We start from the raw sequence: 13,636 nt of genomic DNA on the forward strand, positions 1-13,636 counted from the left end.
GCCTGGCCTGCCGCCGAATCGGCGGCGGGCCTACAGCTGTGGCTGCGGCGGAAGCGGCGTCGAGGTCAGCTTCTGTGCCGCCCGTTTGGTCATCCCGAACATGCGCAGCACATGAAACGTCATCTCGTCCGACAGCGCTCCGGCGTCGGCGTCCGGCCGGGCATCCAGCATCTGCAACAGGCCCAGCAGCGACCCGCCCGCGGCCATGACGGCCATGTCCGGATCCATCGGCTCGAACCGGCCCGCCCCCTGCGCGGCGATGATGTCGCGCCGCGCGCGCGGCGCCAGCCCCTCGTCGCGCAGCAGCACCGACATGCCGGAGTTCAGCAGCACCCGGACCATTTCCGGGACTTGCCGCTGCAACCGGCCGGTCATGCGGAAACTCACCGCGAACACCTCGGCCGGATCCTCGTACAACGCCACGATGGCGTCGCGCATCTCGCTGTAGACCTGCAGCACCGAACGTATCGCCTCGTCGAACAACTGCTCTTTCGACTGGAAGTGGTTGTAGAAGGTGCCGAACCCGACGTCGGCGGCATCGGTGATCTCCTGAATGCTCACCGCGGAACGACCCTCGGACAAGAATTTCCGCGCCGCGCCCAGCAGCGCGTTGCGGGTGCGTTCGCGGCGCCGGTCGATGCGATTGCGCACCGCGGGTTCTGCCATCGATCCTCCGATCCTGCGATACCGTTACGAGAATCGTATCTGAGGAAACCATCAGATAAGATCGGGACTTCTGTACGCCCGGTGTGTCGTGAGCTACACCACGCCGAATTCTCGCTCCTGGGGCCGGGCACGCCCGGCCGACCGGCTTATTCCACTGCTCTGCCCTGTGCTTTCCGATTCGAAAAGTGAGGATTCCGTGCCCGAATTCAACTGGCCCTCTGGCGTGCAGATGAACCGCCGCCGCATCTTGGGCGGCGCTGTGGCGGGAACGCTCGGTGTCGCCGCGGCGGCCGGGGCGACACCGTTCGCCCAGGCCGCTCCAGCTCGTACCCAGCAGCCCGCGCCGTCGGGCACCTACCGGATCGACCTGCACGCGCACTTCCTGCCGCCGGACTACCGCGCGGCCCTGCTCGACCACGGCCACGTCACGATAGGCGGCTACCCGACACCGGACTGGTCGCCGGAGCAAGCGCTGGCGTTCATGGACTACTACGGGATTCAGGCCCAGGGGTTGTCGGTGTCCGATCCGGGCGTGTCCTTCCTGCGCGGCAAAGATGCCAACGACATGGCTCGCTACTGCAACACCTACGCCGCGAACCTTTTCAAGACCCACGCCAAGCGTTTCGGCGCCTTCGCGGTGCTGCCGATGCCCGACATTCCCGCCTCCATCGCCGAAGCGATCTACGCGCTGGACGAGCTGCACCTCGACGGTGTGGTCCTGCTGTCGGCGTACGACGGCGTGTATCTCGGCGACCCGCGCTTCGAGCCGCTGATGATCGCGTTGAATCAGCGCGACGCCTACGTCTTCGTCCATCCGGCCGCGATCCCGGCCGACGCGAAGCCGAAGCTCCCGCTGCCGGACTTCCTGGAGGAATTCACCTTCGACACCACCCGCGCCGCGACATTGATGATGACCACCGGCATGACCCAGCGCTACCCGAACATCCGATTCCAGCTGGCACACGCGGGCGGCACGCTTCCGTTCCTGTCCCACCGCGTCAGCGTCGCCGCGCAAACCGTGCTCGGCGAACTGTGGCCCGACGATCTGCCCCGGCCGTCGATTCTCGACACCAAACGCCAGATCGCGAACTTCTACTACGACACCGCGCTCAGCGGGTCGGCCGCCGCGATGGCCAGCGTGCTCGCGGTCAGCGCCCGCGACCACGTCGTCTTCGGTTCGGACTGGCCCTTCAGCGCCCTCACCCTCCCGCAGACCGGCACGCACGATCCGGCTCCCGGACTCAGCGACATCTTCGACGCCGACCAGCGCATGGAGGTCGAACGGCACAACCCGCTGCGGCAGCTGCCCCGACTGGCCGAAGCGGTGAACGCGTGACTCAGTTCTGCGCGACCGCTGCCTCCGCCGCGGCGCGGGCGCGAGACAGCGCTTCGGGCACCGGGATTCGACCCAGATACATTTCGGCGAAGATCGGGTCGATGGCGCGAAGGGCCGCAGGAAAACCGGGGCCGCCGCCCGAGGGGATACGCGGACCGCGCAACACGTCGAAGAACGGGGAGACGTCGACGCCTTTCCCGGCCCAGTAGTCGCGGTAGGCCCGCTGCTCGGAGACGACAGCGGGAATGGCGGCGCCGTCGCGGGCCAGATACCGGTTGCCCGCACCGCTGCCGAGCCAGGCGAGCACCCGCCGCACGGCGTCCGGGTGCCGGGTCGCGGCGTTTCCAGCGACACCGATCGCATTGTTGGTGCTCACTCGGCCGGACGGCCCGTGCGGCAGCGGCGCGACGCCCCACCGGAAGCGGGCCTGCTGGGCGATCCGCGCGAGGTTGAACGTCCCGGATTGGAGCAGCGCCAGTTCGCCCTGCAAGAAAGCATTCTTCGCGAAATCCGGGTTGGTGTTGGTGTCGGCGGGGGCTGGCGCGAGCCGGTCGGCGATCAACCGCAGCACATAGTCGAACGCAGCGACACCCTGCGGGCTGTCGAAGACGAACTGATCGCGCTCATCCTGGAACCGCGCTCCGGCCGAGCCCAGGTACGGCAGCTCGATGGATTGGAAGTCGTGGCCCGCGTTGTAGGCCCAAGGGGCGACCGCGGCCAGCCGGTGCAGCAGCGCGCGGAATGTGTCGTCGTCGCCCGGGCTCCACCGCAGCGCAGTCAATTCGGCGGGATCGATGTGGGCCGCGGCGAGCAAGTCGCGGTTGTAATACACCGCCGTGCCGCCATCCACGAATTGCGGTACCGCCCAAAGGATTCCGTGGCGCGTGTACTGCGCGACCGCCGACGGGTCCCAGGAGCTCGCGGCTTCCGGACCCAGTGCCGCACCGACGTCGATCAACCGTCCGGCGTCGGCGTAGTCCTCGTACAGGTTGGTCCAGAACAGGTCGTCGGCGGTGCCGCCGGCCACGTCCAGCCGCAGCTTCTGCTGATACGACGACCACGGCACGACGGTGATCCGCACTTCGACATCCGGATTCGCGCGCTGGAACTCCTCCAGCGAGGCACGGTAGAGCGGAACGAACGACTCGTCCCAGATCCGCAGACTCACCACGGCGCGGCCGGACCCACCGGCACGACCGAGCCACAGTACGGCCGCGACGAGCAGAACCGCCGCGATCGCGATCGCGAGCACCGCGCGGATAGAGGTCCTCATTTCACCCCCGTCCACGCGATCGAGCGCAGCACCTGTTTCTGGAAGACCACGAACAGCAGCACCAGCGGGGCGATGGCCAGGGTCGTCGCCGCCATCACCAGGGTCCACTGCGCGTTGTACCGGGTCTGCAGATTCGCGGTCGCCACGGTCAGCACCTGCCACCGTTCGCCGCTGCTCGCGACCAGCGGCCACATGAAGTTGTTCCACTGCGAGACGATCGTGATGAGCGTCAGCGTCGCCAGGACCGGACGGCTCATCGGCACCATCACGTGCACGATGACATCCAGCGTGTTCGCGCCGTCCAGCCGCGCCGCGCCGATCAGCTCCTCCGGAATAGCCCGGAAGTATTGCCGCAGCAGGAAGATCGCGTACGGCGAGCCGAACACGAACGGCAGCACCAGCGCCCAGAAGGTGTTGAGCCAACCCAGTTTCGCGAACATCAGATACAGCGGGATCAGCGTCACCATGGGCGGCACCATCATCGTGCCCAGATAGACCCAGAACAGCGCGTCCCGGCCGGGAAACTCGGTGCGCGCGAACGCGTAAGCCGCCAGCACCGAGGTGATCAGCTGGCCGCCGGTGATGCACACCGTCATCAGCGCGGTCACCAGCACCGCCCGCCCGAGCCCATGGTCCAGCGCGGTGCGGAAGTTGTCCGCGGTCACCGGATGTGGTAGGGCGAGTGGCGATCCGGTGGCGAACTGGCCGGGCGTCGTCACCGCGGTGAGCGCGCTGAGCACCAGCGGCGCCACGGTCAGCGCCGCTCCGGCCAGCAGTAGCGTGTACGCCGCGGCCGAACGCAGGCGATCAGAACTCATAGGTGGTCCGATTCCGGAAGTAGCGGTGCTGCGCGAAAGTGATCGCGACCATCACCGCGAACACGACGATCGCCATGACCGCGGCCCGGCCCGGCCGCGCGGCGTCGAATGCCTCGGCGAACATCCGCATCGCCACCACATCCGTGCGATCGCCGGGTCCGCCCTTGGTCAACGCGTACACGGTGTCGAAGGTCTGGAAGGCGGTCAGCACGCCGGTGACGAGGACGAAGAACATGGTCGGCCGCAGCAGCGGCAGGACCAGCCAGCGGATCCGACGCCAGCCGGTGGCTCCGTCCAGCGCGCCCGCGTCCAGGATGTCGCGGGGAATCGCCCGGATCCCGGCCACGAAGAACAGCGCCACGTACCCGAAGTTCGCCCACACGCTCACGGCGGCCACCGACGGCAGCGCCAGCGCCGGATCGGACAGCCACTCGACGCGGCGGCCGAGCAGGGCGTTCAACGCGCCGCCCGTCGGCGCGAACATCCACTGCCACACCACGCCCACCGCCACCGGCGCGCACATCCACGGCAGCGCGTACATCACCCGTAGACCGTGCGCACCGCGCCGGGCCAGCAGCGCGGCGACCGCGAATCCCAGCACGGTCTGCACCGGCACGACGATCGCCGTCAACGCCGACGTCACCAGCAAGGCATGGCCGAACGCCGGATCGCCGAGCACCGAGCGCCAGTTCCGCAGTCCCGTGAACTGCATGGGACCCAACAGGTTCCAGCTGTGCACACTGAGCCAGGCCACCACCAGGATCGGCAACACCAGGAACGCCGCGACTCCGATCAGGCTCGGCAGCAGCAGTACATAACTCGTCAGGGCACGACGAGCCCCACGCCGTCTCATGTCCTGCGACGCTACCGTCCCCGTCCGGCGCCGCTCTGGGGCGGGCGCCGAGGGGAGCGCGCGATCAGTTGGTGGGGCCGCCCGCCACGTAGATCACCTGTCCGGAAACGAAACCCGCGCCCTCGCTCACCAGGAACGACGCGGTGTGGGCGATGTCCTCGGGACGGCCGACGCGCTGCACCGGGATCTGCGCGGCGGCGGCCTTCTGGAAATCCTCGAAGGAGACGCCGACGCGCGCGGCGGTGGCCGCGGTCATGTCCGTGACGATGAATCCGGGCGCGATGGCATTGGCGGTGACGCCGAACTTGCCCAGCTCGAACGCCAAGGTCTTGGTGAAGCCCTGCAGCCCGGCCTTCGCCGCCGAGTAGTTGACCTGGCCGCGGTTGCCGAGCGCCGACGTGCTCGACATGTTCACGATGCGACCCCACTTCTGCTCGACCATGTATTTCTGCACCGCGCGGGTGAGCAGGAAGGCGCCGCGCAGGTGCACGTTCAGCACCGCGTCCCAGTCGTCGACGCTCATCTTGAACAGCAGGTTGTCGCGCAGGATACCGGCGTTGTTGACCACGACGGTCGGCGCGCCGAGTTCGCTCTCCAGCTGCTGCACGGCAGCGGCGACCGACTCCTCGTTCGACACGTCGGCGCCGAGGGCGACGGCCTGCCCGCCCGCCTCGGTGATCGCCGCGACGGTGTCGGCGCAGGCGGCCGCATCGAGATCGAGCACGCCGACCCGGAGTCCGTCCGCCGCCAATCGCTTGGCGATCGCCGCGCCGATTCCGCGCGCGGCGCCGGACACTACTGCAACTCGCTCGCCCATGAGCGCATCCCTTCGTCGTTCGGATGTCGGGTTCAGTCATACCGCACCGAGCAGGCAGCGGCGGTGACGAGGAACAGCCACGGCCGCGTCGGCTCCGCTACCTGACGACTCGGCCCCGAGTGATACCCGAATTCCGGCGACCTCGAGCGGAAGGCTTGCTCAGCGGTTGGCTCGATGTTTCGATCGGCACGTGACCGACCAGACCGAAGTTCCTCGCATTGTCAGCGCCAGCCGGGAGATCGCCGCGGGTGCGGAAGAAATCTTCGAGCTCATCGCGGATCCGGCCCAGCAGCCACGCTGGGACGGCAACGACAACCTCTCGGAGGCCGCGCCGGGCCAGCGCGTGCGGGCGGCGGGGGAGGTGTTCAGCACGACCCTGACCACCGGGGCCGTGCGCGACAATCACGTGGTGGAGTTCGCGGAGGGCCGCCGCATCGCGTGGCGTCCGTCCGAACCCGGCAAGGAGCCGCCCGGTCACCTGTGGCGCTGGGAACTGGTACCGGTGGACGACGCTCGCACCTTGGTCACCCACACCTATGACTGGACTTCGCTGACCGACGAGAAGCGTCAGGTCCGCGCCCGGGCGACCACCTCCGACAAACTGCTGGCATCCGTCGTCCGGCTCGCCGAATTGGCCGAGAGCCAGGGGATTTCACCGCGGCGGTAAGTGATCCCGTCGCGGGGTCGTGGCGGACAGGCTCCGCGCACAGCGTCAGCGCCGCTCAGCACACCGCTGAGCGGCCTCGATAATGCCGCCTATCGCGCGATGAGCGGAATGCCCGGCGGTGCGCCACTTTCCGCCGGATCGGCGATGTCAGACGCAGAAGCTGAGGCTGACCGATCCCAGCGGGACGTTGAGGCATACCACCACCGAACCCAACGCGTCGGTGGTCGGTGCGGGTGAGGCCGGAGCGGCCGATGCGGTCGGAGCGAAGAGGGCGCCGACGAACAGTGTGATGGCGGTTGCGGCAATCGCCTGAGCTGCTTTGGTAATCATGATGACGTTCCTTGGCTGAGCGATTTTCCCGACCCGAGCCAGTGGTGACTCTTCTCCGATCATCCGCCGATGCGGTGGCGTAAACAAGGCCGTCGGCGGCATGAATCGCCCCCTTCGCAATCTTATGGCGACAGCCGCCATAGCTGATAGAGGCATGTTGTCCACAAAGTAAGCAGATGTGGCGAATATATAGCAATCACCCGTTCGGATAAATTAATTACCCATTTGTAAAATTATGGGCTACTGTGTGCTGGTGCCCGCTCATCGCACTCCGGATCCCGACAATCGCGTCCGCGACGCCGAACGCACCAAACGCTGCCTGCTCGAGGCCGCCTTGGAGGAGTTCGCCGCACGCGGTTACGCGGGCGCTCGGGTCGGCGACATCGCCGAGCGCGCCGGCGTCAACAAGCAGCTGATCACCTACTACTTCGGCGGCAAAGAAGGCCTCTACCGAGCGATGCAACAGCGCTGGCGGGAGCGAGAGGCCACGATCAGCGACCCGGCGCTGCCGCTGGCGGAGGTGGTCACCAACTATCTGCGCGACGCGCTGCACGACCCGCGCGGTGTTCGATTGCTCATGTGGCGGGCACTATCCGACGCCGATCCATCCCTCGGCCAGCCGCTGACCGCCGACGATATCGACGACACCAGGCGCCGCCGCGAGCGCGGCGAGATCGCCGCCGATCTCGACCCGGCCGCCCTTCGGCTCGCACTGCTCGGAATGGTCGTCGTGCCGGTGCTGCTGTCGGCCCAGGTTCGCGAGTTGTTCGGCATGGACGCGCGGTCGGCGGAGTTCGAGCGGCACTACGGCGAACAGTTGCGCCGCATTCTCGCCCACCTCAGCGATTCCCGTTCCGAAGGAGAAATATCATGACCTACCTGGTCACCGGTGTCCGCGGCATTGTCGGTCGCACCGTCGTCGATCAGCTGCTCGCGGCCGGAAAGCCGGTACGGGCGGCCAGTTCTCGACCTGACCGCGCGAGCGCCCCCGACGGCGCCGACCTGGTCGGACTCGACCTGACCGATCCGCGCTCGGTCGCCGACGCGCTCGACGGGGTGGACAAGGTCTTCTACTACGCCGCGCACGACGGCCTGGACACCTTCATCGACGCCGCGAAGTCGGCCGGTGTCGCGCACGTCGTGCTGCTGTCCTCTATCGCGGCGGTCAGTGACCAGAACCCCATCGGCGCAAGGCATCTCGCCGTGGAGAATTCGCTGCGCGAGTCGGGTCTGCCGGTGACCATCCTGCGGCCGGGCGCCTTCGCGGCCAACGCCCGCACCTGGTTCTCCAGCATCAGGGCCGAGCGCGTCGTCCGTGTCCCGTTCCCGGGCCTGCAGCTGACGCCGATCCACGAAGCCGACATCGCCGCCGCGGCCATCACCGCACTCGACGTCCCCGGCCACGCGGGCCAGATCTATCCGCTCACCGGACCGGAGTCCCTCTCGCACCGGCAACAGGTGGACGCCATCGCCGCCGCCCTCGGCGAACCCGTGGACCTGGTCGAGCTGAGCTATGAGGAGGCGGCCGATCTCTACTACCGCCCGGTGCTCGATCTGTGGGCCGCGTCCGGAGACGAACCGAGCCCGGTCGGCCCCACGTCCGAATCGGTGACCGGCGTCCCCGCCCGCACCTTCGCGCAGTGGGCCATCGACCACTTGGACGACTACCGCTGACGGTGCCACGCCGAGGCGACCGACTGTCGCGCCGGGAGTCTGCCTGACGACGCCGAGGCCGTGCGTGCGATCCGCATCGGCGGGTATCCCTGGAAGCAGTGCCCCTGTGAGCGTGACGGCGGACCGAAGGAGGGCCATCATGTCGGCGCAACACCGCAGATACCTCATCGTTCTGGAGCCAGGATCCACCGGCGGCGACGCCACTCCGACGGCCATTCGGAGGAATTTCTTCGAATGGCTGGAAGCCACCGATGCCCAGGTCGACCAGGACGGCGGCGCCAATCGGCTGGTCGTGTCCGCCGCGCTGGACGTAGCCGAACGAATCAAAGACCTCGACTACGTCCAGCGCGTCGAGCCGTACGCGTAGCGGCGGGAGGCTCGACTACACCCGATCGAAGAATCGGCTCTCGTGCACGGTGACGACCACCGTGATGTCGCCGTAGGGCGCCGCACCCAGTGCCAGCTTGTGCGCCAGGTGGGCCAGGCCCAGTCGCGGTCCGTATTTGGTGCGGATCCCGGCCCGCACTTTGTCGAACAGTGGGCCGGTGCGCACCAATTCGGCCGTGCCGTGATGCTGCCGCGATCCCAGGGCGGGGCTGCCTCGCCAGTCCCCGGCCTGCACGATGACGCGCCGGTCGTGCGCCAGGCGTCGCGCTTCGGCCGACTGCGAGGAGATCTGGAATGCCAGCCGCCCGTTGTCGACGGGTATCACCAGATGCTTGACGGTTTCCCAGCGCCGAGGCGTGGCCGGGTAGGTCACCAGCACGGTGGTCGCATCCCACCACAGCATTCCGGGGTGCCATTCACTCGGTCGCTCCGCGGGCGCGGGGTGCGCGGCCCAGGCCGCGATATCACCGCGGGCGGCATTGCCCTGAACTCCGCTACCGACAAAGGGGCTGCTGTTCGCCGTGTATGTCAATGCACGAACCTCCGGGACAGGGGTGCTCCGAGGACGCATTCCCTGCCCGCGCCGGTGCGACCATCGCGGCGCCGTTCCCGGCTTCGGCGCGGACGTCGGAACGCCTCACTTCTCTGCACCTGGATCCAGAAAATCTGCCTATAAAGCCATAGATTTCGTATACCACTTGCAGGAGATAGAGGCAAGGATCGGTGCTCGATCGCCGCCGAACCGATGGACGGAGACGCCATCGGGGTGCGTTTCACCGCAGTACTCATATATTACGAAACTCGTATCGACAGACTCGGAACGCGGTGTACTATCTAGCTCATATAATATGAATTAGATAGGAGTTGTCATGTATCTGGTCACCGGCGCCACCGGCACTATCGGCCGCCCTCTCGTCGGCGCTTTGCTGTCCACCGGTGCGGCAGTCCGCGCGGTATCCCGACAGCCCGTCACCGACTTTCCCAAGAACGTCGAGGTCGTGCCGTTCGACGAGGTGAGCGGTGCCCTGCGGGGAGTCGAAAGCCTGTTCGTCCACCCGCGGGCGAGCAAGGATCACGTCGGCGAACTTCTCGCGCTCGCGGCGGCATCCGGTGTCGGCCGGGTGGTCGTGATGTCGGCGGTCAACGCCGACGACGAGCCCGCTCAGCAGCCGTCCCGGTACAACGGCGACCGGAACACGGAGGTGGAGCGGGCCGTCGTCGCAAGCGGACTGCCATGGGTGAGCGTGCGACCGAGTTCGTTCGCCATGAACTCATTGACGACGTGGCGCAAGCAGGTAGCCGGTGGTGACATCGTCTTCGGCCCGTATGCGTCGTTCGCCGAGGCGGTCATCCACGAACAGGACGTCGCGGACGTCATCGCACGGGCGATGTGGGACGACGGCCTGCTCGGCCGCCGCATAACGATCACCGGTCCCGAGGCGGTGAGCCTGGAGCGGATGGTCGCCGTCATCGGCAAGGTGATCGGCAGACCGCTTCGCTACCAGCAGATTCCGGCTGAAACAGCCGCGCGGGCGATGATCGAGCACGGTCTCGGCGAGCGGTTCGTGCGCGCGCTCATGGACCGCTACGCCCGTGAACTGGATCGAACGCCCACGGTCACCGGCGAGGTGGAGGCGATTCTCGGGCGTCCGGCGCGCCCGTTCGCGACATGGGTCGCCGATCACCGCGAGGAGTGGTCGTGACGCTGTCCCCGTTCCGATCCGGCGACGACACGCACCGCGCGGTCTGGCATCTCGGCGCGCTGGTCCAATTCGACGCCACCGCAAGCCAGACCGACGGGCGGCTCGCCATCACCAGGCACACCTGCCGATGCGGTACCGCGGCGCCTGTGCACCGGCACGAGCACGAGGACGAGATATTCATCGTCCTGGCGGGTGAGCTCACCGTGCACGTCGCCGAACAGCGGTTTCGGGTCACAGTCGGTTCCACGGTCTTCGCCCCGCGCGGACTGCCGCACGCCTACCGCGTCGATTCGGACGTGTGCCGGTTCCTGACCGTGATCACGCCGGGCGGGTTCGAGCAATGGTTCGCCGAAACCGGCCGTCCGGCCGAATCCCTGTCTCTGCCTCCTGCGCCGACCGGTGCACCCGACACCGTCCAGCTCGCCGCCGCAGCCGCTCGCCACGGCGTCCACATCCTGGGAGCCCTGCCCCCGAGCGCTACACCGGGCTTCTGACCTCGGTTGCCCGAACAGGCCCCGTCTACCGAAAACCGCACGAAACAGAAGGAACATCCATGCGTCTCATCGTCTTCGGAGCGAACGGCCCCACCGGCCGACTGCTGACCGCACAGGCCCTGGCGGCCGGTCATGACGTCGTCGCCGTCACCCGCAATCCGCGGAACTTCCCGCTCGAACACGACCGGCTCACGACGTTCGAGGGCGACGTTCATGTCGCGGAGTCGGTCGAGACCGCGATCGCGGGCGGCGACGCGGTGTTGTCGACACTCGGTGTGCCCTACAGCAAGCAACCGATCACCACGTATTCGGCCGGGATCGCCAATATCGTCGCCGCTATGCGCAGGAACGCGGTACGCCGCGTCGCGGTCGTCTCGTCCAGTGCCGTGGATCCGAAACCGTACGCGGACGCGGGCTTTCTGTTCAATCGCGTCCTGCAGCCCTACCTCACCCGGGTCATGGGCAAGACCCTCTACGACGATATGCGCGCCATGGAATCGCTGCTCACCGCGACCGAACTCGAGTGGACGGTCGTGCGCCCCAGCGGCCTGTACACCTCCTCACTCGTCACCGACTACACGGTCGTGGAAGGCCATGCCGAGGGCCGGTTCACCTCCCGAGCGGATCTGGCCGCCTGCCTGCTCCGGCTCGTCGACGACGACCGATATCTGCGCACGATCGTCAGCGTCGTCACCACCTCGAACAATCCCAGTTTGCTGCGGCTGATCCGGACCGAGGCGCTCGGCAAGCACTGAGCGTCACGACGAGTCCTTAGCGGTTGCGTATGATACGGAATCCATACGACGAGTCATGAAGGTGACGTGCATGGGTTCCGTACTCGATCCGGCCGCATCTCGGCGACACCGGCGGCTGGTCACGTCGGTCAAAGAGGCACTGCGCGATCTGAATACTCAGCTGTCGGTGCTGAACCGGCGCTTCGGAAGCAAGGTGGAACTGAAGGACGTCGACTGGACCTGCCTGGACCTGATCAACCGGCACGGGCCGCTGACCCCGACCGCGTTGGCGGCGCGCGCCGGTCTGCACCCGGCGACGTTGACCGGCATTCTGGACCGACTGCAGCGTGGCGGATGGGTGGTGCGGGAGCGCGATCCCGAGGGCGCCGATCGACGCGCGGTCACCGTGCGCGCGCTGCACGACCGAAACCGAGAGCTCTACCGGATCTTCGCGGGAATGAACGGCCGGATGGACGCCATCTGCGACGGCTACACCGATGCCGAACTCGAACTGATCGCGGAATTCCTCCGGCGTACCGCGGCCGCCGGCCACGAGTCCGCCGCCGAGCTTTCCTGACCGGATTTCGATCCACGGCGCTGGTCTGGCCAAGGAGAACCAGCTCAGCCTATGCCCGAACCGGACAACACTCACCGGCCTGCGGTAGGGCTGGGGGATCGATCAGCGCGCTGATGAGAGGCGCCAGTCGCTGCAGCTCTTGCAGGTGGGTGGCGCTGAGCCGGGCCAGGATCTCCTTGCCCGCCTCGGTCAGGGTGAGACGGACGACCCGACGGTCCTTGCCCTGCCCTCGGTTGCGGGTGACCAGGCCGAGTTGCTCGGTGCGATCGATCAGTTGCACCACGCTGTGGTGGCGGGTGTCCAGATACCCGGCGACCTCTCCGATGCTGGGCCCGTCCGGACCGGGATGCCCTCGGATCGCCAGCAGCAGTTGGTGCTGGGTGTCGGTGAGTCCCACCACGGCTGCCCGCCGCTCACTCCCGCGCAGGAATTGGCGCAGCCCGGCTCGGAACGCGAGCAGCCTCGAATACTCCTGGTTGGAGAGGTGTTCCGGCGATGACATGGACCCCTGTGTCATAGGGTGATAATATCACGGGGTGATATATGTTCGAGGTGGCGATAAGCATCGGCGTCGCGTTCCGCCGTGACCGATCGCAGGCCGCCCCGGCTCGAGAGTCTCGATTCGTGCACTTGTCCGAAGGGTGGAAACCATGACTAGTGAGACCATGAGCATCAGCCGGCATCCCGACATACTGGAGTTGCGAGAGAAGTACGAGCGCGCCTCGGAGGAGCCGGCTGCCCAGGCGGTCACCGGCTGCATGTTCCTGACCGGGCTCTACATCGCGATTTCTCCGTGGGTGGTCGGCTTCAACGGATTCCCGACCTTGACCGGGAACAATCTCATCGTCGGCATCGCCCTCGCGATGCTCGCGCTCGGGTTCGCCTCGGTGTATGGACGGACCCACGGCATCGTCTGGGCTGCCCCGCTGATCGGCGTGTGGACGATCGTCGCTCCCTGGATCGTCAGCGGCGATGTCGACACTGCGTCGACGATCTGGAACAACGTCGTGGCCGGCGCGGTCGCTGTGCTGCTCGGTCTCGGCTCGATGCTCCTCGGGATGAGGCGGACGGCAGGACTTCAGGGCCGATCACCTTCCGCAGGTACGCCTCGGACCTGACAACCGTGCAGCTTCCGCCTGAGGCTCCTGCGAGACATGAACCCCTCGGGAGCGGGAAGCCCTGCAACCAGATGAGGTAGTTCCGCGGTGGCGGCGAACGAGAGTTCGCCGCCACCGCCACCATGACATCCCGGGTTCGGAATCAAATGCCCGGGAGAGTACGACCCCGGGTGGGGCCTCCGGAATCAA

At 67.3% G+C, this 13,636-nt stretch carries 18 protein-coding genes; 10 read left to right on the forward strand and 8 right to left on the reverse strand.

The features are described 5' to 3' along the window. Nucleotides 1-30 precede the first annotated feature (30 nt). Nucleotides 31-666: a TetR/AcrR family transcriptional regulator gene (locus ON34_RS32115; protein ID WP_040786984.1), complete on the reverse strand. Its 636-nt coding sequence runs from the start codon at nucleotides 664-666 to the stop codon at nucleotides 31-33. Between the two features lie 196 nt (nucleotides 667-862). Between ON34_RS32115 and ON34_RS32120 the strand changes: the two genes are divergently transcribed. After that, the gene (locus tag ON34_RS32120) at nucleotides 863-2,002 is read left to right on the forward strand and encodes an amidohydrolase family protein (RefSeq protein WP_245548299.1); all 1,140 of its coding nucleotides are present in this window, start codon (nucleotides 863-865) and stop codon (nucleotides 2,000-2,002) included. Between the two features lies 1 nt (nucleotide 2,003). Here ON34_RS32120 and ON34_RS32125 read toward each other — a convergent pair whose 3' ends face one another. The 4 genes from ON34_RS32125 to fabG all read right to left on the reverse strand — a co-directional run bounded on the left by ON34_RS32125 (nucleotide 2,004) and on the right by fabG (nucleotide 5,763). Beyond that, nucleotides 2,004-3,275, reverse strand: coding sequence for an ABC transporter substrate-binding protein (locus ON34_RS32125; RefSeq protein WP_040786985.1), 1,272 nt, complete (start codon nucleotides 3,273-3,275; stop codon nucleotides 2,004-2,006). After that, nucleotides 3,272-4,093: a carbohydrate ABC transporter permease gene (locus ON34_RS32130; RefSeq protein ID WP_040786987.1), complete on the reverse strand. Its 822-nt coding sequence runs from the start codon at nucleotides 4,091-4,093 to the stop codon at nucleotides 3,272-3,274. The genes ON34_RS32125 and ON34_RS32130 overlap by 4 nt, the downstream gene beginning before the upstream one ends. Further along, nucleotides 4,083-4,946, reverse strand: a complete 864-nt coding sequence (locus ON34_RS32135; RefSeq protein ID WP_040786989.1) for a carbohydrate ABC transporter permease — start codon at nucleotides 4,944-4,946, stop codon at nucleotides 4,083-4,085. Before ON34_RS32135 ends, ON34_RS32130 begins: the two co-directional genes overlap by 11 nt. 64 nt (nucleotides 4,947-5,010) lie before the next feature. Continuing rightward, the gene (fabG, locus tag ON34_RS32140; protein WP_040786991.1) at nucleotides 5,011-5,763 is read right to left on the reverse strand and encodes a 3-oxoacyl-ACP reductase FabG; all 753 of its coding nucleotides are present in this window, start codon (nucleotides 5,761-5,763) and stop codon (nucleotides 5,011-5,013) included. Nucleotides 5,764-5,953: 190 nt separating this feature from the next. Here fabG and ON34_RS32145 point away from each other — a divergent pair, with 190 nt between their 5' ends. Beyond that, nucleotides 5,954-6,430, forward strand: a complete 477-nt coding sequence (locus ON34_RS32145; protein ID WP_040786993.1) for an SRPBCC family protein — start codon at nucleotides 5,954-5,956, stop codon at nucleotides 6,428-6,430. A gap of 147 nt (nucleotides 6,431-6,577) precedes the next feature. Here ON34_RS32145 and ON34_RS32150 read toward each other — a convergent pair whose 3' ends face one another. Continuing rightward, entirely contained in the window at nucleotides 6,578-6,760 is a 183-nt protein-coding gene (locus ON34_RS32150; protein WP_040786994.1) for a hypothetical protein, read from the reverse strand. Nucleotides 6,761-7,013: 253 nt separating this feature from the next. Between ON34_RS32150 and ON34_RS32155 the strand changes: the two genes are divergently transcribed. From ON34_RS32155 to ON34_RS32165, 3 genes are all read left to right on the forward strand, one after another. After that, nucleotides 7,014-7,634, forward strand: a complete 621-nt coding sequence (locus ON34_RS32155; protein WP_083889982.1) for a TetR/AcrR family transcriptional regulator — start codon at nucleotides 7,014-7,016, stop codon at nucleotides 7,632-7,634. Continuing rightward, the gene (locus ON34_RS32160; RefSeq protein ID WP_040786997.1) at nucleotides 7,631-8,434 is read left to right on the forward strand and encodes an SDR family oxidoreductase; all 804 of its coding nucleotides are present in this window, start codon (nucleotides 7,631-7,633) and stop codon (nucleotides 8,432-8,434) included. Before ON34_RS32155 ends, ON34_RS32160 begins: the two co-directional genes overlap by 4 nt. A gap of 139 nt (nucleotides 8,435-8,573) precedes the next feature. Continuing rightward, nucleotides 8,574-8,801, forward strand: a complete 228-nt coding sequence (locus tag ON34_RS32165; RefSeq protein WP_040786999.1) for a hypothetical protein — start codon at nucleotides 8,574-8,576, stop codon at nucleotides 8,799-8,801. A gap of 15 nt (nucleotides 8,802-8,816) precedes the next feature. On the opposite strand, the gene ON34_RS32170 is transcribed toward ON34_RS32165, so the two are convergent. Then, nucleotides 8,817-9,353, reverse strand: coding sequence for a hypothetical protein (locus ON34_RS32170; RefSeq protein ID WP_157172556.1), 537 nt, complete (start codon nucleotides 9,351-9,353; stop codon nucleotides 8,817-8,819). 337 nt (nucleotides 9,354-9,690) lie between these two features. Here ON34_RS32170 and ON34_RS32175 point away from each other — a divergent pair, with 337 nt between their 5' ends. From ON34_RS32175 to ON34_RS32190, 4 genes are all read left to right on the forward strand, one after another. After that, nucleotides 9,691-10,524, forward strand: a complete 834-nt coding sequence (locus tag ON34_RS32175; RefSeq protein WP_040787001.1) for an NAD(P)H-binding protein — start codon at nucleotides 9,691-9,693, stop codon at nucleotides 10,522-10,524. Then, nucleotides 10,521-11,018, forward strand: a complete 498-nt coding sequence (locus ON34_RS32180; protein WP_157172557.1) for a cupin domain-containing protein — start codon at nucleotides 10,521-10,523, stop codon at nucleotides 11,016-11,018. The genes ON34_RS32175 and ON34_RS32180 overlap by 4 nt, the downstream gene beginning before the upstream one ends. A 59-nt stretch (nucleotides 11,019-11,077) precedes the next feature. Beyond that, entirely contained in the window at nucleotides 11,078-11,773 is a 696-nt protein-coding gene (locus ON34_RS32185) for an NAD(P)-dependent oxidoreductase (protein WP_040787004.1), read from the forward strand. Between the two features lie 70 nt (nucleotides 11,774-11,843). Further along, nucleotides 11,844-12,329 (forward strand): MarR family winged helix-turn-helix transcriptional regulator, encoded by a 486-nt coding sequence (locus ON34_RS32190; protein WP_040787383.1) that lies wholly within the window; start codon nucleotides 11,844-11,846, stop codon nucleotides 12,327-12,329. A 49-nt stretch (nucleotides 12,330-12,378) separates the two neighbouring features. Here ON34_RS32190 and ON34_RS32195 read toward each other — a convergent pair whose 3' ends face one another. Then, complete coding sequence (locus ON34_RS32195) at nucleotides 12,379-12,846, reverse strand: MarR family winged helix-turn-helix transcriptional regulator (protein WP_063821790.1); 468 nt, start codon at nucleotides 12,844-12,846, stop codon at nucleotides 12,379-12,381. A gap of 133 nt (nucleotides 12,847-12,979) precedes the next feature. Here ON34_RS32195 and ON34_RS32200 point away from each other — a divergent pair, with 133 nt between their 5' ends. Next, nucleotides 12,980-13,447, forward strand: a complete 468-nt coding sequence (locus tag ON34_RS32200) for an SPW repeat protein (protein WP_040787006.1) — start codon at nucleotides 12,980-12,982, stop codon at nucleotides 13,445-13,447. Nucleotides 13,448-13,636: the final 189 nt, after the last annotated feature.

The organism is Nocardia pneumoniae NBRC 100136 (assembly GCF_000308755.1).
Classification (GTDB): Bacteria; Actinomycetota; Actinomycetes; order Mycobacteriales; family Mycobacteriaceae; genus Nocardia; species Nocardia pneumoniae.